The 22,551-nt window shown below is 72.2% G+C and carries 20 protein-coding genes; 12 read left to right on the top strand and 8 right to left on the bottom strand.

Annotation, left to right across the window (positions count from 1 at the left end; all coding sequences use genetic code 11):
• Positions 1-87: 87 nt before the first annotated feature.
• Positions 88-2,280: a zinc metalloprotease gene (locus C8E84_RS11930; protein ID WP_159902409.1), complete on the bottom strand. Its 2,193-nt coding sequence runs from the start codon at positions 2,278-2,280 to the stop codon at positions 88-90.
• A 245-nt stretch (positions 2,281-2,525) separates the two neighbouring features.
• On the opposite strand from C8E84_RS11930, the gene C8E84_RS11935 reads away from it, so the two are divergent.
• The 4 genes from C8E84_RS11935 (at position 2,526) to C8E84_RS11950 (ending at position 6,771) form a co-directional block, all read left to right on the top strand.
• Complete coding sequence (locus C8E84_RS11935) at positions 2,526-3,155, top strand: peroxiredoxin (RefSeq protein ID WP_159902411.1); 630 nt, start codon at positions 2,526-2,528, stop codon at positions 3,153-3,155.
• A gap of 268 nt (positions 3,156-3,423) precedes the next feature.
• Positions 3,424-5,133 carry an alpha/beta hydrolase gene (locus C8E84_RS11940; RefSeq protein WP_159902413.1) on the top strand — a complete coding sequence of 570 codons (1,710 nt, stop codon included), beginning with the start codon at positions 3,424-3,426 and terminating at the stop codon, positions 5,131-5,133.
• 272 nt (positions 5,134-5,405) lie between these two features.
• Positions 5,406-5,774, top strand: coding sequence for an APC family permease (locus C8E84_RS17855; protein WP_211675518.1), 369 nt, complete (start codon positions 5,406-5,408; stop codon positions 5,772-5,774).
• Positions 5,775-5,811: 37 nt separating this feature from the next.
• Complete coding sequence (locus C8E84_RS11950) at positions 5,812-6,771, top strand: DUF2510 domain-containing protein (protein WP_159902415.1); 960 nt, start codon at positions 5,812-5,814, stop codon at positions 6,769-6,771.
• A 93-nt stretch (positions 6,772-6,864) separates the two neighbouring features.
• Here the strand turns inward: C8E84_RS11950 and C8E84_RS11955 are convergent, their stop codons facing one another.
• Entirely contained in the window at positions 6,865-8,220 is a 1,356-nt protein-coding gene (locus C8E84_RS11955) for a serine hydrolase domain-containing protein (RefSeq protein WP_159902417.1), read from the bottom strand.
• Positions 8,221-8,230: 10 nt separating this feature from the next.
• Positions 8,231-8,734, bottom strand: coding sequence for an SAM-dependent methyltransferase (locus C8E84_RS11960; RefSeq protein ID WP_246196913.1), 504 nt, complete (start codon positions 8,732-8,734; stop codon positions 8,231-8,233).
• Positions 8,735-8,862: 128 nt separating this feature from the next.
• Here C8E84_RS11960 and C8E84_RS11965 point away from each other — a divergent pair, with 128 nt between their 5' ends.
• Positions 8,863-9,804, top strand: a complete 942-nt coding sequence (locus tag C8E84_RS11965) for a DUF808 domain-containing protein (protein ID WP_159902419.1) — start codon at positions 8,863-8,865, stop codon at positions 9,802-9,804.
• On the opposite strand, the gene C8E84_RS11970 is transcribed toward C8E84_RS11965, so the two are convergent.
• The gene (locus tag C8E84_RS11970) at positions 9,798-10,451 is read right to left on the bottom strand and encodes a TVP38/TMEM64 family protein (RefSeq protein WP_246197076.1); all 654 of its coding nucleotides are present in this window, start codon (positions 10,449-10,451) and stop codon (positions 9,798-9,800) included. The genes C8E84_RS11965 and C8E84_RS11970 overlap by 7 nt on opposite strands.
• A 327-nt stretch (positions 10,452-10,778) precedes the next feature.
• Complete coding sequence (locus C8E84_RS11975; protein WP_159902423.1) at positions 10,779-12,242, bottom strand: MFS transporter; 1,464 nt, start codon at positions 12,240-12,242, stop codon at positions 10,779-10,781.
• A 175-nt stretch (positions 12,243-12,417) separates the two neighbouring features.
• Between C8E84_RS11975 and C8E84_RS11980 the strand changes: the two genes are divergently transcribed.
• On the top strand, positions 12,418-12,849 hold the full coding sequence (locus C8E84_RS11980; protein ID WP_246196914.1) for a tetratricopeptide repeat protein: 432 nt from the start codon (positions 12,418-12,420) through the stop codon (positions 12,847-12,849).
• Positions 12,850-12,871: 22 nt separating this feature from the next.
• The gene (locus C8E84_RS11985) at positions 12,872-14,509 is read left to right on the top strand and encodes an LLM class flavin-dependent oxidoreductase (protein WP_159902425.1); all 1,638 of its coding nucleotides are present in this window, start codon (positions 12,872-12,874) and stop codon (positions 14,507-14,509) included.
• A gap of 3 nt (positions 14,510-14,512) precedes the next feature.
• On the opposite strand, the gene C8E84_RS11990 is transcribed toward C8E84_RS11985, so the two are convergent.
• Both C8E84_RS11990 and C8E84_RS11995 read right to left on the bottom strand, forming a co-directional pair.
• Positions 14,513-15,100 (bottom strand): methylated-DNA--[protein]-cysteine S-methyltransferase, encoded by a 588-nt coding sequence (locus C8E84_RS11990; RefSeq protein WP_159902427.1) that lies wholly within the window; start codon positions 15,098-15,100, stop codon positions 14,513-14,515.
• The gene (locus C8E84_RS11995; protein WP_159902429.1) at positions 15,097-15,573 is read right to left on the bottom strand and encodes an RNA polymerase sigma factor; all 477 of its coding nucleotides are present in this window, start codon (positions 15,571-15,573) and stop codon (positions 15,097-15,099) included. Before C8E84_RS11995 ends, C8E84_RS11990 begins: the two co-directional genes overlap by 4 nt.
• Positions 15,574-15,668: 95 nt before the next feature.
• Between C8E84_RS11995 and C8E84_RS12000 the strand changes: the two genes are divergently transcribed.
• Genes C8E84_RS12000 through C8E84_RS12020 form a run of 5 tightly spaced genes read left to right on the top strand, consistent with a single transcriptional unit; the run spans position 15,669 to position 20,267 of the window.
• A complete protein-coding gene (locus tag C8E84_RS12000; RefSeq protein ID WP_211675520.1) occupies positions 15,669-16,511 on the top strand; it encodes a glycerophosphodiester phosphodiesterase in 843 nt (280 codons plus the stop codon).
• A 9-nt stretch (positions 16,512-16,520) separates the two neighbouring features.
• Complete coding sequence (locus C8E84_RS12005; RefSeq protein ID WP_159902431.1) at positions 16,521-17,063, top strand: ATP-binding protein; 543 nt, start codon at positions 16,521-16,523, stop codon at positions 17,061-17,063.
• 29 nt (positions 17,064-17,092) lie between these two features.
• Positions 17,093-17,983: a DUF5926 family protein gene (locus C8E84_RS12010; protein WP_159902433.1), complete on the top strand. Its 891-nt coding sequence runs from the start codon at positions 17,093-17,095 to the stop codon at positions 17,981-17,983.
• Positions 17,983-18,726: a glycosyltransferase family 2 protein gene (locus C8E84_RS12015; RefSeq protein WP_159902435.1), complete on the top strand. Its 744-nt coding sequence runs from the start codon at positions 17,983-17,985 to the stop codon at positions 18,724-18,726. The genes C8E84_RS12010 and C8E84_RS12015 overlap by 1 nt, the downstream gene beginning before the upstream one ends.
• Complete coding sequence (locus C8E84_RS12020) at positions 18,711-20,267, top strand: MptA/MptB family glycosyltransferase (RefSeq protein ID WP_159902437.1); 1,557 nt, start codon at positions 18,711-18,713, stop codon at positions 20,265-20,267. Before C8E84_RS12015 ends, C8E84_RS12020 begins: the two co-directional genes overlap by 16 nt.
• On the opposite strand, the gene C8E84_RS12025 is transcribed toward C8E84_RS12020, so the two are convergent.
• The gene (locus C8E84_RS12025) at positions 20,203-22,455 is read right to left on the bottom strand and encodes a hypothetical protein (RefSeq protein ID WP_159902439.1); all 2,253 of its coding nucleotides are present in this window, start codon (positions 22,453-22,455) and stop codon (positions 20,203-20,205) included. The two genes, C8E84_RS12020 and C8E84_RS12025, sit on opposite strands and share 65 nt — an antisense overlap.
• Positions 22,456-22,551 lie beyond the last annotated feature (96 nt).

The raw sequence follows: 22,551 nt of genomic DNA on the forward strand, positions 1-22,551 counted from the left end.
CCCCGACTTCGTGCGACTTTGGTGCGGTTTTCGCCCTGATTCGGGCCAGAAACCGCACGGAAGTCGCACGAAGTCGGGGAGGGTGGGTCAGTGGCAGGTGTCGCAGTCGGAGCCGCTGCTGTTGCTCGCACCCCTGCTGTTGACCCTCGCGCCGTGGGTGGTGCCGCGGATGCCGCCGCCACCTCCGAGGACACGCCCCACCAGACTGCCCAGGCGGTTCGCAGACCGCGGGCGGATCCAGCCGATGCCGTCGTGGCGCACCTTGGGCTGGTCGAGGACGATCCCGCGCCGGTCAGCCCGCAGCTTGACGACGAAGCGCTGCCCACCGACGGGCTCACCTCGGTCGGCCTCCATCTGCCACACGTCGAGCGCGACGATCCCGGCGCCGAGACGCTCCTTGCGAGTCGGCACGAACCGCAGCCCGAGGGCGCCCAGCTGGCCCGGCTCGAGGGCGATCGGGCCGAGCGACGCCTTGCGCCCGACGATGCGGAAGCGGCCGTCGCCGATCTCCTCCAGCCCCTGGGACTCACCGCCGCTGGCCTTCCACAGCTCGCGCAGCTCGTCGGTCGGCTCGAGCCAGACCTCACCCCAGTCGAGCATCGACCGCTCGCGCCGCGGGGCCCGGAACACCACGTGCACCTTCGTGGCCTCGCGCCCGTAGTTGGCGACGATGGCGGCACTGACACGCCCGTCGGTGTCCTCGTCGACGACGGTGATGTTCTTCCAGACGATGTTGTTGTTCTGCTGCACGTTCGCGTAGAGGTTGCCCGTCTCGGGTGAGCTCATCCCGAAGTCCGGGGCCGGACCGGTCTCGATGCGGGCCAGCAGGCAGAAGTGCCCGCGGTCGGCACCGAACGAGGCGTAGTCGGCCGGGTCCGGCGGGGACCACGGGAACGCGAGGATCTCGTCGTCACCCGCGGAGACCGACACGGCCGCCGACCCGATCTCGTCGCCCATCAGCGCCGGCGACGTGACGCTGCCGTCCCACGGCGCCGGCCAGGCCAGACCCGTCGAGGCCTTGGCCCAGTAGAGACGGACCGTGCCCGACGACGAGCCGGAGCACCCGCGGTTGCGCACCCGCACGTAGACCGACGTGGTGCCCGAGCCGTGCTCGGGGTTCTGGTGGTCCTGGTTCGCGATGCCGTTGTTGTCGTTGCGCACCCAGATGTCGTCGCTCACCCACATCGGCTGTCCCGACGGGTTCGGCTCGGCGCCGTCGTCGTCGGAGGTGTCCTTGGCCCACAGGTCGTTGACGGCACCGCTGCTCGGCACCAGCCCGTCAGAGGCGAGCAGCCCGGTGCGGGCCGTGTGCAGCGTGGCGTCCATGCGCGCGCTCTGCCCCGCGGTGAACATGAACATGCCGGCGTCGTCGGTGTAGTCCATGTAGTTCATGAACATGTCCCCGTCCGGGCCGTTGCTGCACGACACCTGCGGGAACGTCGGCGTGCCGTAGTGCTCGTCGGCCTGGTTCGGGGTGTCGTCGACGTTGTCGGTGCCGCTGCACAGGCTGCCGTCGTCGCCCCAGATGTGGTTGAGGTTCAGGTAGTGCCCCACCTCGTGGACCATCGTGCGGCCGAGGTCGTAGGGCGCGCTGAGGGTGCCCGTCGAGCCGAACGCCCGGTAGTGGCAGCGCACCCCCTGGTTCGGCATGCCGGGGAAGCTGCCCTTGCCGAGCAGCCCGTCGGTGTAGTTGCACACCCAGACGTTGAGGTACTTCGTGACGTCCCACGGGTCGTGGCCCCCTCCGGCGGCGGACAGCATCCCCGTCTGGTTGCGGGTCCACCCGGTGACCGAGGTCTCGGTGCGGGTGATGCCGGTCGTGACCGCGCACCCCGGGCCGCGCACGGCGAGGGCGAACTCGATCCTGGCGTCGGCGGCGACCCCGGCGAACGCGGAGGGGACGCTCCCGGCATCCGCGTTCAGCCGCCGGAAGTCGGCGTTGAGCACGTCGATCTGCGAGTGGATCTGGGCGTCACTGATGTTCTCGGCGGCGGTGTGCCAGATGACGTGCACGACGACGGGGATGCGGATGATGCCGGTGCGCGACCCCTCCTCACCGAAGGCGTCGATCCACTGCTGGACGTCCTTCTCGATCTGGTCGCGGCGCCAGCGGTACTCGGGGTCCAGCCGCACGAGCTGGCGGTGCTCCTCCATGGTCCCGCAGCGGTTGCCCCGCCGGCCCTTGACGGGGCCCTGCGGGTCGAGGTCGGTGGGGACCCTCGGGAAGCGGGGGTCGAGGGGGATGCGCGGGTTGTGGCGGATGGGATCGGTGAAGGACATGGTGTGCTCCTGAGTGGGTGGTCGTTCGTGGTCTTTCGTGGCCGTTCACCCCAGAGGAGCGCCGCGTCGCCCACCCTGATACGCGACTGATTGCACTCCAGCCACCCGAATCAGGTGGCTGGAGTGCAAGAAGTCGCGAGGATGCCGGGGGGCAGCGGGGGTGCCCACGATGCGGTCGCCGTGGGACGGCATCCCTCAATCACGAATAACATGGGATAACCGTTCTGCAAACGAGGAGTTATCCCATGAGCATCCGTCTCGGCGACATCGCCCCTGACTTCACCGCCGACACGACGCAGGGGGTGCTGTCCTTCCACGACTGGAAGGAGGGCACCTGGGCCGTGCTGTTCAGCCACCCGGCGGACTTCACCCCGGTCTGCACCACCGAGCTCGGCCGCACCGCTGCCCTGTCCGGTGAGTTCGCCGCCCGCAACGCCAAGCCGATCGCGGTGTCCGTCGACTCCGTCGAGGACCACCTGCGCTGGGCCCCGGACATCGCCGAGGTCGCCGGGGTCGACGTCGACTTCCCGATCATCGCCGACGAGGACCGCTCCGTCTCGCAGGCCTACGACATGATCCACCCGGGCGAGGGTGACACCTCGACCGTGCGCTCGGTCTTCCTCATCGACCCGAGCAACACGGTGCGCCTGACGATCACCTACCCGAAGTCGGTGGGTCGCAACTTCACCGAGATCCTGCGTGCGCTCGACGCCCTCCAGGCCACCGACCGGGCGCCGATCTCCACCCCGGCCGAGTGGGTTCCCGGCGACCGCGTCATCGTGGCGCCGACCATCGCCACCGACGACGCGCGTGAGCGCTTCGCCAACGTCGACGAGGTCAAGCCCTACCTGCGCTTCGCCGACGCCCCGGCCTGACGCCCCGGCCAGGCGCCGCACCTGGTCCGCCCGACGCCCTCAGTGGGTCGGGCGGACCAGTGCTGCGTAGTCGGGACGACGACATGTGTCGAGGTGCCCCACTGTGGCGCATCGACACCTCCGACGGGGCTTTCACCGTGCCCCAGCACTCGCCAGCACGCGCCCAGGCAACCCGGCCGTCCACACGGTCCCCCCCCTTGCGGTGCCGCGGACGCCGGGCTGAGTGCAAGGGTCGGCCCGGCGACGGTCGCGGCCCTACGCTGGCACGGTGATCCCCGCGATCGTCGACAAGGCCGCCCGTCGCGTGGGCCGCAGCCCGTTCCTGCCGGCCATCGGGGACGCCGATCGCGTCTTCGAGCGGGTGCTCTCAGGAGTCGGGCTCATGGTCGTGCCGTGGGCGTTCGCGGCATCCCTCGTGCCGTCACTGCTGCCGCGCGCGCCGTGGCTCCAGGGCGTGGCGTCGGGTGTCACCGTGGCCGTGGGGTACGGGCTGGGTGCGGCGACCCACGCCCTCTGGCGCTACCTGCAGATCCCCGGCCTCAGGGGCCGAGCACGATCCGTCGCGCTGGGGCTGGTCATCGGTATCGGCCTGGTCCTCGTGCTGGTGAGCGGCTGGAAGTTCGTCGGGTGGCAGAACGACATCCGCAGGATCATGGGGATGGAGTCGACGTCACCGACGATCTGGCCCGTCGTCATCGTGGTGACGCTCCTGGTGTTCACGCTGCTCGTCCTGCTCGCCCGCAGCCTGATCGTGCTGTCCCGCACGGTGGCCTCGTGGCTGGGGCGCCGGCTGTCGCGCCGGCTGTCCATCGTGCTCGGCGTGGCGGCGGTGCTCTTCCTGCTCTGGGGGCTGTGGACCGGAGTCATCGTCAACGGCTTCTTCGCCGGTGCCAACGCCTTCTTCGCACCCCAGGACACCACCGGCACCAACAGCTCGAACCGCCCGACGGCGCCTGAGCGATCCGGCTCGCCGGAGTCGATGTCACCGTGGGAGGACCTCGGCCAGTACGGCCGCTTCTTCGTGCGCGGCGGCCCCGACGTCGCCGAGCTCGAAGCCGTCAACGGTCCCGGCGCGAAGGAACCCATCCGGGTGTTCGCCGGCCTCCAGAGTGCCGACACGGTCCAGGGTCGCGCAGACCTCGTGCTCGAGGAGCTCAAGCGCACCGGGGCCTTCGACCGCGAGATCCTCGTCATCGCCACGACCACCGGGATGGGCTACCTCGACCACCGCGGAACCGACCCGCTCGAGTACCTGTGGAACGGCGACACCGCCATCGCCGGGGTGCAGTACTCCTACCTGCCGAGCTGGATCTCGATTCTCGCCGACCAGGATGCCGTCGCGACCACCTCGCGGGTCGTCTTCGAGACCGTGCACCAGCACTGGTCGACGCTGCCGTCCAACGACCGCCCCGACCTCTACCTCTACGGCCTGTCGCTCGGGTCGCTCGGGGTCGAGAGCGTGCTGACGTCGATCAGCATCGTCAACGCGCCCGTGAACGGCGCCCTCATGGTCGGTCCGCCGTTCGTCAACCCGCTGCACGCCCGACTGGAGGCCGAGCGCGACCCCGGCTCCCCGGCATCCCTGCCGATCTCCGAGGAGGGCCGCACCGTGCGCTTCGGCAATGCCGAGGGCGGGCTGGAGCGTGGCGGGGCGCGGTGGGGCCCCACCCGGGTCGTCTACCTCCAGTACGCGTCCGACCCCACGGTGTTCTACTCGCCGAACCTCACGTTCCGCGAACCCGACTGGCTCAAGGAGGGCCAGCGCGGGCCGGACGTCGCGCCCACCATGGAGTGGTTCCCGCTCGTCACGATGTGGCAGGTGCTGCTCGACATGCCGGCGGGCACGGAGGTGCCGGCCGGGTTCGGTCACATGTACTCCGCGCAGGACAACCTCGACTCGTGGGCGGCGCTGACCCAGCCCCCCGGCTGGGGACCGGACGTGCGCGACCGGCTCTCGAGAGTTCTCCCGACCGATTGACAGGGGTGAAGGGAGCACGCCATGTCCGCCCCCACGCAGGTGCCCGACGCCGACCCCGGACTCAAGGCCGGCTCGATCGGGTTCCTCGACGCCATGGTCATCGGCCTGGCTGCGACGTCCCCGGCCTACTCGCTCGCGGCCGTCATCGGCGCGATCGCGGCCCTCCGGATGCCGCTCGCCATTGGCCTGATCGTCCTCATGACGTGGCTGTGCATCCTCGGCACCGACATCTCGGCGAGGCTCCAGAACATCCTCATCCTGGCGCAGGTGGCGTGTGGTCGACGGTGGTCCTGCTCCTCACCTACATCTCCGTCGCCTTCGCGGTGGTGTCGTACGCCGGCACCCAGTGGCTCACCGACAACGCCGACTCCGAGGAGCTCCTCTTCGCCGACCTCGCCACCGAGGTGCTCGGCGGCTGGGACTGGGTGCTGCTGCTGTCGGTCGCGACCTCAGCCATCGCCTCCACGCAGACCACGATCATCCCGGCATCCCGAACGGCCCTGTCGATGGCTCGGCGCCACGCCCTGCCCCAACGCCTGGCCCACATCGACCCCCGGCACCGCTCCCACAAGCTGCTCCACCTGAGCGACTGGCCGGTCCTGTGCGTGCCGGCTCCCTCGTCTGCGAGTGAGCCCGGCTAAGGTGGGCTGACCACCCGCACGAACCAGGAGAAGCACCATGTCGGCACCAGCGGGTTGGCACCTCCAGCCGGACGGACAGGAACGATTCTGGGACGGCACCCAGTGGACCGACCAGTTCCGCTCACCGGCCCCGATCGACCCGACCGCGCCCCCACCCGCGCCGTCGTGGGCGAGCTCGTCGGACGCCGTGGGTGACGCCCTCTCCGACAGCGACAGCGTCTCGGACAGCGACCACACGCAGGTCTTCGACGTGGCGGGCACGCAGGCGCTCCCGCGTCAGGATGCCGCGGCACCGGGTGCGTACCCGCCCGCCGGTCAGGCGTCGGTCGGGTACCCGCAGCAGGGCTACCCGCAGCAGGGCTACCCCCAGCAGGGGTACGCGCCGGGCCAGCCCCAGACCGGGTACGGCGCACCGGGTTCCGCCGGCTACCCGCCGCCGGTCAAGAGCGGCAGCAGCGGCCTGGCCAAGGGCTGCCTCATAGCCGGCGTCGTCCTTCTCGGCCTGATCGCCATCGTCATCGCAGCCATCGCGTTCTTCGCCCCCCGCGTGGCCGACAGCGTCAACGAGACCTTCCCGTCCGGTTTTCCCACGAGCCTGCCGAGCGGGTTCCCGACGGATCTCCCGACGGATCTCCCGAGTGGCCTGCCGACCGACCTGCCGAGCGGGTTGCCGACGGACATCGAGCAGAACATCGAGCTCACCGTTGGTGACGGCTTCGAGCTGCCGCGCGCCACGATCGACGGCGGGTGGACGCTGGTGCCGCAGGGCTCCGGCATCCCCATCGTCAACATCACCGGCATGAAGGCCACCCTCGGCGACGCAAACGGCTTCCCCGTGCTGTTCACGATGCGCTTCCCCGCTGCGGGCGGTGAAACGGTCGAGACGGTCTGCACCACCCCGGGCGGTGAGCCGGGTGCCGTCGTGGACGTCTCGTGCGTCCCGCTCTTCGGTGACGTGGCCGAGGCCAGGACGGTGACGGTCACCGCCTCGCTCTGAGCGGCCCGCGGACTTCACCTGGCAAACCCGAGGTTCGCAAGGGATGCCAACATGCGAACCTCGGGTTTGCCTCATGGGGAGGGAAAGCTGGGGTCAGCCCTCGGCAGGCTTCATGGCGACGAGCTCGGCGACGAGCTCGTCGGTGCGCAGCTGGTCGGCCTCGAGCTCGGGGGTGAACCCGAGACGCACGACGACGAGATCGGCCGACGGAACGACGTACAGCTTCTGGCCGTCGTGGCCGCTCGCCCAGTAGGTGTCCTCGGGCAGCTGGGGGTCGACGAGAGTGCCGTTGGCCTTCTTGTTGGCCCACCACCCGGCGGCGTAGCCCTGCTCCTCGGTCTGACGCACCTCGGTGACCGTGGTGGAGGCCTTCATCCAGCCCTCGGGAAGCAGCCGCTCACCGGCCCACACGCCGTCCTGCAGGGCGAACTGCCCGATGGCGGCCCAGTCGCGCGGCGTGGCCCACAGGTACGAGCTGCACACCGGGGTCCCGGTCATGTCGACCTCGAGCGTCGCGGAGGTGAGGCCCAGCGGAGCGAAGAGCTGCTGGCGTGGCAGGTCGGCGTCCGGGGCGTCGGCCAGGTCGGTGAGCACGGAGCACAGGATGTTCGTGCCGCCGCTGCTGTACTGCTGGTAGGTGCCGGGCTGGTGGGCCAGCGGCTGGCTCGCAGCAAAACGGGCCATGTCGGGCTCGGAGTAGAGCATCTGGGTGATCGGGGTGCCGAGCGAGTAGGTCTCGTCCCAGGACAGCCCGCTCGTTGCCCGCATCAGCTGGTCGACGGTGATGCCCTTGCGCTCGTCGGTCCACTCGGGCAGCAACGAGTCGTCGGTGATCGCGATCCGTCCCTGGTGCACCATCCGCCCCACGAGCATGTTCGCGACGCTCTTGGTCATCGACCAGCCGAGTTGCGGGGTCTCACGGGTGAAGCCCTCGGCGTACCGCTCTCCGACGAGCTGCCCACCCTTGAGCACGATGATGCCGCGGGTTCCGAGCTCGGCGGCCCGCACGGTGCCGAGCTCGTCACCGAAGGCTCGAGCGATGGCGGCGTCGACCGCAGCGTTGGGTTCCGGGGACTCCGCCGTGGAGAGGGGGTTGGTGTCGGAGAGGACCTTCGTGGGCTCTCCGAGGTCCTCGGGCCGGTCGGCCCCCACCGTGCAGCCGTAGCCCCGGGTGTACCAGGCCTTCTGCGTGGACAGCGTGAACAGGATCTGCGACGTGCTCGAGCGGCCTGCCTCGTTGACGTACCCGGTGAGGAAGGGCACCAGGGGGTTGTCGGGCAGGTCGGTCTCGGGGTCGTCACGGCCGGCGACGAGTGTCACGGCGCAGGAGTTGTGCGCCGCGTACCCCGTTCCCGTCTCGAGCAGGGGGCGGGCGTAGAAGTACCCGCCCACGGCAGCGGCGATGACGAGGACGAGGAGAGCCGCGACGATGCGGAGGGCCAGGCGCATGCGCCGGACGCTACCGCGTGACGGCCCTCGCGCACACGCCGCCTCGGAGCATCAATGGGATGCCGGGTTGTCGACGAGCACCAGGGTGGCGAAGCCCAGGACACCCCGGTACCCCGTCAGCCACGCCTCGCGGTGCGCCCGGGAGGCCTGTCGGGCCTGGTCCCGGGTCGGCCGGGTCACGCCCGGGCTCCAGCGCCCACTGCGCGAGCACGGCATCGAACAGACCACCTGTCCAGGTCGCGGCATCGGCCTCGACCACGGTGGCGCGAGCGGCTTGCGTCGGGGCGAGGTCGCCGACACCCGACCCCACGTGGAGGTCGACGCCGACGGCGGTGACGCCGTCCCGCACGCTCAGCGCCCGGCGGATCCACTCACCCTGACCGCAGCCGAGGTCGAGCAGTCGGCCCTTGGCCGGGAGCAGCCGATCGAGCAGCCGGGCCACGGACGCGTCCGACAGGGGAGCCATGACGGGGTGGTGGGCGTGGGCGAGGTGGCTGATCCCATGGCGCTGCACGGGCTCACTGTCAGGGACCGGGATGCGTGCGTGCAACCGAGATCCGGGCACATCGCGTTACCGTGAGCACCGAAACGGTCGCGCGCTCACCCGCAGCGCGACCGACCCATGACCCGAAGGAAGAACCAGTGGCTGGTGGACTCGTCGCCCTCCTCGACGACATCGCGGCGCTCGCGAAGCTGGCGGCCGCCTCGGTCGACGACGTCGGTGCTGCCGCAGGGCGCGCCAGCGCGAAGGCGGCGGGGGTCGTCATCGACGACACCGCCGTCACCCCGCGTTACGTCGACGGCCTGAAGCCCGAGCGGGAACTGCCGATCATCCGCAAGATCGCCATGGGCTCCCTGCGCAACAAGCTGCTCATCATCCTCCCGGCGATCCTGCTGCTCAGCCAGTTCCTGCCGTGGTCCCTCACCCCGATCCTCATGGTCGGCGGCACCTACCTGGCCTACGAGGGGGCCGAGAAGATCTGGGAGTTGGTCGCCGGTCACGAGCACGCGGTCGAGACCGTCGCGGCCGATGACCCCGACCACGAGAAGACCGTCATCAGCGGGGCGGTGCGCACCGACTTCATCCTGTCCGCCGAGATCATGGTCATCGCCCTCAACGAGGTGGCCGACGAGGCGTTCGTCTCCCGAGCGGTGATCCTCGCGGTGGTCGCGGTCGGCATCACCGTCCTCGTCTACGGGGTCGTGGGCCTGATCGTGAAGATGGACGACATCGGGTTGCACCTGGCGCGTCGTGAGTCAGGGGCCTCGCAGCGCGTCGGCCGCGGTCTCGTCGCGTTCATGCCCAAGCTGCTCGCGGGCCTGTCGACGGTCGGCATCGTCGCCATGCTGTGGGTCGGTGGCCACATCCTGCTCGTCGGGGTGCACGACCTCGGCTGGCACTGGCTCTACGACCTCGTCCACCACGCCGAGGAGGCCGTGGGTGGTGGCTTCCCGGGCTGGCTGGTCAACACGCTGGCCTCGGCGGCCATCGGTCTCGTCGTCGGAGCGCTCGTCGTCCTGATCGTGACCCAGGTCAAGAAGATGCGCTCAAGCGAGGGCGACCACGCGGCATCCGCTCACTGAACGCCGCGCTGCTGGTGCCGGGCGGCCCGCCACCCCAGGAGGAGTGAGCCCGCGAAGAGCACCACGGCCACGATCCCGGCGATCACGAAGGTCGTTGCGTCGCGGCCCGCCGAGGCGCCGAGGGCGGCATACCCGACGGTGCCCGGGACTATGCCGATGGCCGTCCCCAGCACGAAGTCCCGGGTGCTCACGGCGGTGACACCCGCGCCGTAGTTGACCACGGTGAAGGGGATGACCGGGGTGACGCGGGCGATGATGACCGCGAGCAGGCCCTGCTGGCGCATGATCTCCTCGACCCGGTCGATGCGGGGGCCGGTCATGGACGCCACGGCCGCACGCCCCAGCCGGCGGGCGATCGCAAAGGTGACGACGGCACTGACCATGGCGCCGACCCAGGACAGGGCGATGCCGCCGGCGAGGCCGAACAGGGCGCCGGCCACCCCTGCCAGGAGGTTCTTCGAGACGGGCACGAGGGTGAGCAGCACGTGCAGCGCGACGTAGGCCACGGGCCCCCACGCGCCCGTGGACTCGACGGTGGACTGGACCGTGTCGAGGTCGCCGCCGATGACGACCCAGACGAGAGCGCTGGCGATGGCGACGCTGAGGACGAGACCGAGCAGGCGCAGCCTGGCCGCCCGCGTGCTCATCACCCGGTCAGCCTAGGCGTAGGGGCCGACTGCCCAGAGTGATGAGGGTCAGCGGCGGGTGGGCCTCGGTGTCAGGGGCGGCCGAAGGCGTTGCCTGCGGGCTGGGCAGGAGCGGGCTCCTCGTGGCACGAGCAGCGGGCCTCAGCGGGGACGCTGGCCATGACCATGTCGGCGTGCATGCCGCACCCGGACCAGGTCGTCTTGCCGCAGGAGTGACAGGTGGCAGGGCTGCACACGAAGGACCTCACAAGGGGTAGAGGAGTGGTGTCGAAGATAGCCTAGAAGATACCCTAGGGGGTATGTAAGGCCAGAGGGGAAGTGAGGCCCTCAGCGATCCGAGCCGATGCGACGGGACCGGACCGCCACCGCTCCCAGCAGCAGCACCACCGCGGCCACGAGGCCGAAGCCGAGCCCCGGCCGCAGGGGAATGGCGATGCCGACGGCTCCGCCGAGCACCCAGAACCCCTGGAGGATCGTCTCGGACCAGGAGAACACCCGCGCTCGCACGTCATCGGCGATCTCCCGCTGGATCAGGGCGTCGAGGCAGAGCTTTGCGAGCTGACCGAACAGCCCTGTCGCGAGGCCCAGCAGCACGAGCGCCCACACCGAGTACAGGATCGAGGTGGCGATGACGGCGCTCAGGGCGAGGAGGGCGATCGCCGTCGCCATCCGCTCGGGTGGTGGTGTCCGCTTGCGGTTGCCGATGACCGAGCCCAGCGCGTTGCCGGCCCCCGCCGCGCCCGCGACGAGTGCCAGGACGAGCGGCCCGGACCATCCCGGGATCGGGTGCTCGCGCATGAGGAAGGCGAGGAAGAGGGTGAGGAACCCTGACAGCACACGGGCTCCGCAGGTGACCCACAGCGTGTAGCGCACCAGCGGTGGCAACGCGCGCAGGCGTCGTGGGCCGCTCTCGAGGGTCGGCAGAGGGGCCCTTGCGACGGGGATGCCGTCGACGTCGACCTCGCCCGTGGTCGAGTCGACCCGCGCGGGCAACCGGATGGCGAGCACGGTCGCCGCGACGTAGACGGCGAAGGCGAGGCGCAGTGACCAGTCGGGCCCGATGCGCGACAGGGCGCCTGCGAGCCCCCCGCCCAGCGCCATGCCGACCAGCCCCGCGATGTTGAGGCGGGCATTGGCGGTGACGAGGGTGATGCCGTCGGGCAGCAGCCGCGGGACGGCGGCGGCGCGTGCCACGGCATACGAACGACTCGCCACGAGGCAGCCCAGGGCCGCCGGGAAGAGCCACGCGCTGTCCTCGACCACGGCCGAGGCCAGCACCCACGCCAGGAAGGCCCGGGTGGCCAGTGTCGTGCCGAGCGCCCAGCGGCGCCCGTGCCGGAACCTGTCGAGCAGCGGCCCGATGAGGGGGGCCAGCAGCACGAACGGGGCCATCGTCAGCACGAGGAACAGGGCGACCCGGCTGCGGGCCTCGTCGGTGGGCAACGCGAACACGGTGCCGGCCAGGGAGACGGTGAGCGCGGCATCCGCGGCGACGTTGACGGCGTGCAGCTCGGTCAGCCGTGCGAGGCCGGTGTCTGCGGCGCCGTCGGCGCTGGCGAAGGTGCGGAAGCGACGGCCAGCGGCTCGGCCTGTGGTGCCCACGGCGCGGATGCCGGCCCGGCCCCCGCGCCCGACCGTGCGCCCTGCTCCGGTCACGCGCTGTCGCACCCCGGGGGTGCTGCGAGTGCCCGGTTCGCCGTGGCTGCCGGGCGCTCCGTGGCTGCCGGGCACCCCGTGGCTGCCGGGGGCTCCGGAGGCCGGCGGGGTCGGGGAGGGGTCGTTCGTGGCCATGACCCTCCGATCCTCTCCCGCGGGGCCGTCGTCGATATGGCAGAAACGCGGAAGTTCGGTTGCTGCCCGGCAATTGCCGGCCGCGCGGCGAAGTGCTGCGTGGCGATCGAACTGCTGCGTCGCCCGACTCGTGCGGCCCCGGAATGGCCACCGGCGGCGAGGCGTTGAGCAGCCCGTGAACACCCCCATGTCGATGGCAGAGCGCTATGCGCAGGCCCGCGGCCTGTTCGAGCACGGCGAGTACCAGGCCGCCGCCGACTCGCTGCGTGCCCTCGTGGACGAGAGCGCCCTCGAGCCCCCCATCCACGGCACCACCGAGCTGCGGGTGCTGCTGGGCCGGGCCTACTTCCACTCCGCACAGCTCGGCCGCGCCGAGACGGTGCTTCGCGCCGTGCTCGTCGACCACCCCGACGATGCCTACGCGAACCTCGTGCTCGGCCGCACCCTCCAGCGCCTCGGCCGGGCTGCTGACGCCCGACCGCACCTCGCGATGGCCGAGCTGCTCGGAGGGTACGCCGGCAGCGGCCGGCTCCCGTCCGACTCGACCGACCCGACGGACTCGACCGACCCGACGGACTCGGCCGACCCGACGGCCTCGCCGGCGTGACGGACCCGTCAGAATCCTCGGCGTGAGCGACTACGGGCACGACCTCGAGTTCGGCATCTTCCCCACCCCGGATGCCGCCCGCCCGCACCACGCGCTCGAGCTGGCGCACGTGGCGGAGGTCAGCGGACTCGACCTCGTCAGCGTGCAGGACCACCCGTACCAGGCCCGCCACCTCGACGCGTGGACCCTGCTCTCGGTCATCGCCGCTCGCACGTCGACGGTGCGGGTCGCCCTCAACGTCGCGAACCTGCCGCTGCGCAACCCCGTGGTGCTGGCTCGATCGGCCGCCTCGCTCGACCTGCTCACCGGGGGGCGGGTCGAGCTGGGGCTGGGAACGGGCGCCTTCTGGGATGCCATCGAGGCGGCGGGCGGCACCCGGCTGACCCCCGGCGAGGCCGTGACCGCCCTCGAGGAGGCGATCGCCATCGCCCGGGCGCTCTGGGCGGGGGAGGGCAGCGTGCGGGTCGACGGTGAGCACCATCGAGCCCGCGGCCTGCACTCGGGCCCCGCCCCGGCGCACCCGATGGGCATCTGGGTGGGGGCCTACAAGCCGCGGATGCTGCGCCTCACCGGGCGCCTCGCCGACGGCTGGCTGCCCAGCCAGGGGTACGCGGCGCCCGACACCCTCGCCCCCATGAACGCCCGCATCGACGAGGCCGCCCTGGCTGCGGGTCGGGCCCCCGAGGCCGTGCGCCGGCTCTACAACATCTCGGGCACCTTCGGCTCAGGGTCCGGATTCCTCCAGGGCCCCCCTCACACGTGGGCCGAGCAGCTCGCCGAGCTCACCCTCGAGGAGGGCCTGGCGACGTACATCCTCGCGACGGACGATCCTGACGACGTGCGCCGCTTCGGTGAGGAGGTGGCGCCCGCCGTGCGCGACCTCGTCGCGGCGGAACGTGCCCGGCGGGCCACGCAGCCCTCGGATGCCGTGGCGCCCGTTCCCGAGGCGGCCTCACCCTCGCGGGTGGAGACCTCGGCATCGAATGTCGAGCCGTCCGCGGGTGCGCCCGGGGCCGGCTCCGGGGCACCAGCCGGGGGGTTTGAAAACCGGCCCGTCGTCACGCCGACACCCGACGACGGCAGGCGACTCACCGGCATCCTGCCGTGGGACGAGGCGAGCCGACCCACCTACCCGCGCCGCCCCGACGCGCAGGAGCAGGCGCAGTACGGCCCGGCCCAGCTCGCCGTGCCGCAGCACCTCATCGACGTGCACAACCACCTGCGGGCCGAGCTCGCCCAGGTGCGCGACGTCGTCGACCAGGTCGTGCGGGGGCAGCTACAGGTCGGGGCGGCCCGGTCGGCGGTCAACGCGATGACGATGCGCCAGAACAACTGGACGCTCGGGGCGTACTGCGAGTCGTACTGCCGCATCGTCACCGGCCACCACTCGCTCGAGGACGCGGCGATCTTCCCGCACCTGCGCGCGCAGGACCCCGACGCCCGCCCAGTCATCGACCGGCTCGAGGAGGAGCACGAGGTCATCCACGACGTGCTCGACGACGTCGACCGGGCGCTCGTGGCGTTGGTCGCCGACGAGCCGGGGGCCCTGGACCGGCTGCGGCACGTCGTCGACCTGCTGACCGACACCCTGCTCTCGCACCTGGCCTACGAGGAGCGCGAGCTGCTGCACCCGCTGGCCCGGCACGGCATGACCCGCTGACGTTCAGGCGCGGGGAGAGGTGTGAGCGGCCTCGAGGGTGAGCAGGTGCTCCTTGGCGGCGGCGCCCCCGGCGTAACCACCGACCCCGCCGGACGCCGGCAGCACCCGGTGGCAGGGCAGCACGATGCACAGCGGGTTGCCGCCGAGCGCCGTCCCCACCGCGCGCGCCGCACCGGGGTGCTCCACGGCTGACGCCAGCGCGCCGTACGTCGTGCGCTGGCCGTAGCCGATCCGCGCCACGAGCCCGGTCAGCACCTCGCGCTGGAAGGGCGTCGCGAGCGCGAGGTCGGTCGGCACGTCGACCGACCGGGCGCTCCCGGTGAGGTACGCCGCGAGAGCCCGGCGAACGGCATCCGTCGGGGAGGGGTGACGCAGCACCCGCGGGCTCACCGAGCCGGCGATGCGCGTCAACCACCGATCCTCGGATGCTGTGTCCGGGGAGTACGCGCACGTCACCACCGCGCCACTCGAGCGCACGGCGATGAGCAGTCGACCGACGGCGGTGTCCTCGAGCACGTAGGAGACGTCGGTGGGCTCGAGCACGGGCGGGCCGGCGAGCGGTGGGTCGAAGGCGGCGAAGGGGTTGGTCATGGTTGGTCCCGGAGGTCGAGGCGGAGGGTGGCGATGGCGTCGCTGACGAGGCGGCGGCTCATCCCCGGCGAGGTGCCGAGCGCCGCCGCGACGGCCCGGTGGTCGAGGTCGCCGACGAAACGCAGCACGACGGCATCCCGCTGCCGTTGCGGCAACGCCGCGACCCTGGCCCACAGGTCGCCGTCCGGCACCTCGGGTGCGGGGTGGGTCGGGGCCTCGTCGAGCAGGGACAGGTCCTCGTGGGGGGTGGTGCGGCGGGCGGAGCGGTGGTGGTCCATCGCGCAGCGGTGCGTGATGGTGAGCAGCCACGACCGCAGGTTGCGCGCATGGGTCAGCCGCGGATAGGCGGCCAGCGCCTGCGCCCAGGCCTGCTGGGCGACGTCGTCGCCGTGCCCGGGCGCGAGGCCGTGCGCGAGCCGGGCGACGTCGCGCCAGTGCTCGTCGACGAGGTGCTGGAAGGGAGGAAGGCTCACGATGGTGCAACGGTAGGCCGCCCGGATGTGTGAGCGCGGCGGGTCGGATGCCGAGAGCGGCCACGTTCGCGCGCGGGATGTGCAACCGTGGCCCCGTGGAGGTCGTGTCCGAGGGGCTGAGCAAGCCCGAACCGCGGCGGGGTGGCCCGCTGGTCATCGCGCACCGAGGGGCGAGCGACGAGGAGCCCGAACACACCCTGGCGGCCTACCGCAAGGCGTTCTCCCACGGCGCCGACGGGGTCGAGTGCGACGTGCGGCTGACGGCCGACCAGCACCTGGTGTGTGTGCACGACCGCCGGGTCGAGCGCACCTCCAACGGGCGCGGAGTGGTGTCGGCCCTGGAACTGGCCCGCCTCGAGGAGCTCGACTGGGCCTCGTGGAAGACCGCGCACCGCCCCGGGGACACCGAGCTGCCCGAGGCCGACCCCGAGCGCGGCCACCTGCTCACCCTGCGGCGCCTGCTCGACACCCTCGTCGACACCGGCCAGGAGGTCGTCACCCTCATCGAGACCAAGCACCCCACGCGTCACGGCGGGGACGTCGAGAAGGCACTCGTGCAGGTGCTGCGCGCCTTCGACCTGGCTGGTGGCGACCTGCCGGGGCGCCCGCACGTGCGGATGATGTCGTTCTCGCACACCGCTCTTCAGCGCGCTCACCGGCTGGCGCCGAGGCTGCCGCTCGTCTACCTCGTCGACGCGACGCGTCCACGGCTGACGTGGGACGGCATCCTGCCCAGCGGCATCGGGGCCGTGGGGCTGGACGTGCGGATGCTGCGCACCCCGCGAGCCGTGCGCGCGTTCCAACGCCGTGGTCACCAGGTCTACGTGTGGACCGTCGACACCGACGAGGACATCACCCGGTGCCTGGACCTCGGGGTCGACGTCATCATCACGAACCGGCCTGCACACGTGCTCGATCGGGTCGCTGCATCGGGTTAGGTTGGTTCGATGACTCCTCCGCCGCCGAACTCGTCGCACGCGTCGCACTCCTCCGCTGATGACGACGACTCCGCAGAGGTCGGCTCCCGGCGCACCGGCGAGAGCGGGCTGGTCGTCGTCGAGTCCTCCGGCCCCGGGGCGGACAGCATCATCTGCACCGTCCGCCCGCCGCACGACCCGTCGTCGGTCGGCCGCATCCGGCGCGAGATCGTCGCCGACCTCCAGGCCCGCGAGATGCCCGACGAGCTCGTCGACGAGGCCGAGCTGGTGGCGTCCGAGCTGGTGACGAACGCGCTGCGGCACGCCCGGCCCCTGTCGGACGGCACGATCCGGGTGCGCTGGAAGATCCGCGGCGAGGTCGTCGAGGTCGAGGTGACCGACGCCGGCGGTGACACCGTGCCGCACCCGGCGCCGCGCACCGTGTGGCTCTCGTCGGGGCGGGGGCTGCGCATCGTGCGGTCGATCGCCCACGAGTGGGGCGTCACCGAGGACCGCACCGGCACCGTCGTGTGGGCCACCCTCGGTGGGCCCAGCCGCCGCCGCGCGAACTGAAGGCGCTCCGGCCCGTTAGGGTGACGCGCATGGGCAAGGCATCTCGACGTCAGCGTGGAACCGAGCGTGGCACGGCGCGCTCCCGTCCCGGGCCGGTGCCCTTCGAGCGCCGCCCCTTCGAGGGCCTGGCCGGTGAGACCGACTGGGTCGCGATGCGCGAGATCCTCCCGGCGGCCACGGCGACGGTGAGCCTGCGCCCCGAGCACGTGCCGGACGGGGCGCCCACCGAGGTGACCGTCGCGACCGTGCTGCCGATGGCCTGGCCCGGCCTGCACCGTGCCGACGGCACCGTGTTCGTCGGCACCCAGTCGGGCAACGCCAGCGGCGACGCCTCCCGCGACCTCGCCGGGCAGGTGCTGGCCGCGCTGGCCGCCGAGCCGGGCAACCCCGTCGTGACGACCGCCCCGGCCACCGCCGACAGCCCGCGCCTGCAGGACCTGCTCACCGACGACACCACCTTCGAGGTCACCGTCCACGAGGGCTTCGACTTCTGGGTCGAGGGCCAGGAGCTCGAAGGGGATGCCGCGGCGTCCCTCGAGCGGGCCAACGAGACCGTGGTGCCCACGACGAAGATGGCGGCGCTGCCGTCGGCCTACTGGGTGCGCATCGGCGACCGGGCCCACATCCGCCTCGTGCTCCCCGACGACGAGGACGCCGCGACCGACGCCCTCGCCCGCCTGCACGCCAGCGGCGACGACACCCTCGGCGGCGACACCCGCCTCCTCGGGGCCTTCCGCGCCTGCGGCCTCCTCGTGCCCGTGTGGGACCTCGACCCCGAACTCGGCGCCGCCGACTACGAGGACGAGCTCACCGCCTGGTCCACCCGCTACGCCGCGGCCCTGGCCTCGACCGAGTCGCTCAGCGCCGACGAGCGCCGCGCCCGTTCCGGCCTGCTCAGCCGTCAGGTGACCCTGCGCTGATGGGCGCGCTCGCCGCGCAGGTCTCCGCGGTCATCCCCTGCAAGGACGAGGCGGACCGCATCGCGGCCACGGTGCGGGCCGTGGCGGCGCTGCCGCAGGTGGGGCGGGTCGTGGTCGTCGACGACGGCAGCACCGACGACACGTCCCGCGTGGCCCGTGAGGCCGGTGCCGACGTCGTGCGCCACGACCGCAACCGCGGCAAGGCCGCAGCGCTGGAGACCGGCGCCGCCCGCGTGCGGGAGCTGGAGAGAGCCGACGGGCAGGCGGATGCCGTTGCCCCCGTCCGCAGTGCCCTGCTGTTCGTCGACGGCGACCTCCAGGAGACCGCGGCCAACCTCGGCGTGCTCACGCAGGCCGTCCTCGACGGCAGTGCCGACATGACGATCGCCACCCTGCCTGCACAGATCACCGCCGGCGGCGGGCGAGGGCTCGTCGTCAACCTGGCGCGCGGCGGCATCCAGCACCTCACCGGGTTCACCGCGGTCCAGCCGCTGTCGGGGATGCGCTGCGTCGGGCCGCGCGCCTTCGACGCCGCGACCCCGCTCGCCCGCGGCTGGGGTGTCGAGACCGCGCTCACGGTCGACGTCCTGCGCGCCGGTCTCACCGTGCTCGAGGTGCCCTGCGAGCTCCAGCACCGGGTCAGCGGCTCGGACTGGCGCGGGCAGCTGCACCGGGCCGGCCAGTACCGCGACGTGTGGCTCGCCCTGGTCGCCCGCGGCTGGCGACCGTGGCACCGGGGCTGACCCGCGCCCACCGGCTCTGCGTCGGTCTGGCCGTCGCCCTGCTCCTGCTCGTCGGCACCACGGGCCCCAACGCGGCCACCCCTGACCTCGCCCCGCGCGGGTGGGGCCCGGGCGCCCTGGTGCCGATCACGCCGGGGCCGGGCGCGGTCACGGCAGTGCTGTGGACGGCATACCTCGTCGGTGCTCTCGCGGTGCTGCTCGGCCTGCGCGCCGGGGTCGGGGCGCTGCGCACGTGGGCCCTGCCCGTCGGGTTGGGTGGGTTGGCGCTGCTCACGGCGCCGTTCGGGTCGGGGGACCACCTCAACTACCTGGCGTACGGGCGGATCCTCGTCGGCGGCGGCAACCCCTGGGTGGAGTCACCGGTCGACTGGGCCGGCGGCACCGACCCGGTGACCAGCCGCGTCGAGGACCCGTGGACCACCGAGCCCAGCGTCTACGGCCCGTTCGGGACGCTGCTGCACGGGCTCGCGGCACTGCTCGGGGGCGACTCGCTGCGCCAGGGGGTCTGGGTGTGGCAGGTGCTGATCGTCGGGGCGTGGCTCGCGGTGCGGTGGGTGCTGCGCCGCGTGCTCGACCCCTGCGCGCACGGCCGGGTCGACGTGCTGTGGACGCTGAATCCGCTGGTGTTCGGGGTCGGCGTGCTCGGGGCGCACATCGACCTCATCGCCGCTGCCCTCGCGGTGCTCGCCGTGGCGGTGGTGGTCGCGCGTCCGGGGGTGGTCGGCGCCGGTCTCGGCGGGGTTGTCGTGGCGCTGGCCGGCTCGACGAAGTTCACGTATGCCGTCGTGGGGGCCGGGATCGTCGCGGCCTGGTGGCTGGTGGGGCTGCGCTGGGGCGAGTTGCTGCGCCGGTTCGTGGCCCTCGGCGGTGGGTTCGTCCTCGTGGCCGGGGTTCTCCACGCCTGGGCCGGGCCGCACGTCTACGACCAGCTGATGCGCTCGCGCCAGGCCGTGTCGCTGGCGACCCCGTGGCGGCCGCTGCTCGAGTGGGGCCGGGAGGTCTGGGGGAACGAGCAGACCCGGGTGGCGATCAGCCTCGGGGCGGCCGTGCTGGCCGTGGTGCTGGCGTGGTGCCTGCTGCGCCTGAGCCGCCCCCGAACTTTTTCGCCCGATGCCGCAAGGTTCATGTTCGCACCGGAAATGTTCCCCGGCGATGGTGAACCTTCCCGCGCGAAGGGCCTTGCCCCCGGCCCGGATGCCGTGGCACCGGTCGCGCTCTGGGTCACCGCGTGCCTGTCGTTGGCCTTCTCGCTGGCCGCGCCCTACTCGCTGCCCTGGTACGACCTGCTCGTGTGGGCCGCGCTGCCGGCGCTGCTTCCCGGACTGGTCGACCTCGTTGCCCTGGTTCGGCTGACCGCCCTCTCGATCGCCTACGTCCCGGGCCGGGTGCTGGGGATGACCCCCGAGGTCGAGGAGCTCACGCTCGGGGTCCGTGCAGGGGTGGTGCCGTGGGTCGCTCTGGCGCTCTGGGCGCTCGTCATCGGCGCTTGCGTGCGGAACGGGTCTGCGCTGCGGCGCGGGCCTCGTCGAGCAGGTACGTGACCGATGCCGAGAGGATGAGCGGCACCGCCAGGGTGGCGCCGACCGCGGGGATCGCCACTCCCGAGTCGTTGATGAGGAAGCCGATCGTCAGGGTGATGAGCAGGGCGATCATCCCGGCCCGCAGCGTCGGCGCCTGGTCGTAGGAGCGCTGCATCGCGCGCGACCCCCACGACGTCGGCCGGGCGAGGACGTAGATGACGAAGATCAGCGCGGCCGGCACGAGCAGGGTCAAGGGGGCGTTGCCGAGCAGGATGCCGAGGTTCTGCTCGCCCTTGCGGATGACGACGTCCAGGGCGTTGCCGTCGACGATCGACTGGATGAACCGCCCCAGGTGACTGCGTGACGCGGCCGGGCGCAGCCAGTCGGCGACGCCGATGAGGAAGAACAGCGCAACCACCGAGCCGCCGATGAGCAGGACGCGCTTCCACGTCATCGCGATCCCGAGCACGGCGAACACGAGGTAGATGATGCCGGGGATGAGGGCAGGCGGCCCGCCGCCGTCGGCCCCCCAGAACGGCATGGCGTTGATGACGGTCGCGACCCCGCCGATGGCGGCCACGGCGATGGCAGCGGCCCTGCGCCGGTTCTGGAGCACCAGCCACGACGACACGGCCGTGCACAACAGGATGGTGGCCGTCGCGAAGAGGGCGAACGTCGTGTTGCCCATGCCGTAGAACCGCCCACCGACCACGGGCTGGAGCCCCATGAGGGACGACAGCTGCAGCCTCGCCCCCGTCATGATGTCGACCGCGAGCACGAGCATGGTCACCGCCGACACGAACGCCATCGGGCCCAGAGCGAACACGCGCCACGGCCCGCGCAGTGCCGCCGTGGCGATGAGCGCGACGAACACCCCGACCACGGCCACGACGGCCACCATCTCGATCGGGAAGCGCCACCACGGCACGAGGTTGGCGAGGAAGGTCGAGACGGGCACGCTCGCGGCCGCGACGGCGAGCACCCGCACCCGCGAGAGCACCGTCACCCGGCTCGCCTCGGTGCCGAGCCGTCCCTTCCACACGAGCAGGACGATGAGGTAGATGACGAGCTGGCCGTACGCGAAGACGGTGAAGAACGGCTCGACGAGGCTGTGCACGTCGTGGCTCGCCTCGTCGTAGTCCCGCAGGGTCGTCAGCCGCTGCTGGGCCCGCTGTTGGGAGTTGTCGGGCGCGGACTTGACTGTCATCGGGGCGCCGTTGACGGCATCCGGCACGGGGAGCCCCACCGAGGCCAGCACGGTGGCCGTGATGTCGGGGATCTGGGCCAGCCCCTGCTGCTTCGTCGACCCAGACACGAGCACCCCGGGCCCGAAGTGCGGACCACGCGCGATGACCAGCCGAAGACGCTCGCTCGTCCCGGCATCCGAGAGGGAGGCGACGATGTACTCGGCACCGTTGGGGCCGGCGGCGATGACCTCGCCGATGCGGGCGTCGATGGCGGCGATCTGGTCGGCGCGGCTGCCGGGGGCGACCTCGCCGGGCGCGACGTCGTCGGGGTCACGCACCGAGCCGACGTCGACGAGGGTCACCGGGCAGGCGTTGAGGTCCTCGAGCAGGGTGTCGGGCGACCACGTCGAGTACTGCTCGACGGTGCCCGCAGCGGTCGCACCACCTACCGCGGCGAGGGGGTCGACCGCGCGCACGCAACGCCCGCCCGCGGCAGCGGTGTCGCCGAGCAGACCCAGGTCGGCGACGAAGCGCCGGTCAGCTGCCGCAGAGACGTAGTCCGACCACGTGCTGACGGCGCCCTCGGGGCTCACGGTGGGCGGCGGCGGGCACGGGCGGTTGGCCGGGTTGTCGGCATCGCCGGTGCGCTCGGCGGCCGCCCGGCTGCCCGAGGAGATGCCGAGCCAGCCGTCGACGGGGCAGGTGTTGGAGTTGACCGACCGGGCCACCAGCGCCGCGGAGGCGCCGTCGCGCAGCAGGACCCACAGGTTCGGGGTGGTCTTCTCGTCGACGTCGGACCAGCTGATGCCGCCCGTGCCGACGAGGACGACCGCGCCGGCGGGATCGTCCAAGGATGCCGTGTGGGTGGATGCCGCTGGGCTGGCCGCCGCTGGGGCCGTCGCCGAGGGAGCCGCCGCGGTGGCCGCCGAGGCCGACGCCGAGGCCCACGGCACGGCGCCGACGAGGACACCCGCGGTGAGAGCCACCAGGGCGACGACGACGGCAACGGCTCTGCGCAACACGGGGACACCCTACGGGCGCCTCCCGTGAAGTCGCTGAACGCCGGGCGCTGGACGGCTGAGGACCTCGACGGCCCCCGCGACCGGCAGAATGGGCCG

Origin of the sequence: Ornithinibacter aureus (assembly GCF_009858245.1) — a bacterium.
Taxonomy (GTDB): domain Bacteria; phylum Actinomycetota; class Actinomycetes; order Actinomycetales; family Dermatophilaceae; genus Fodinibacter; species Fodinibacter aureus.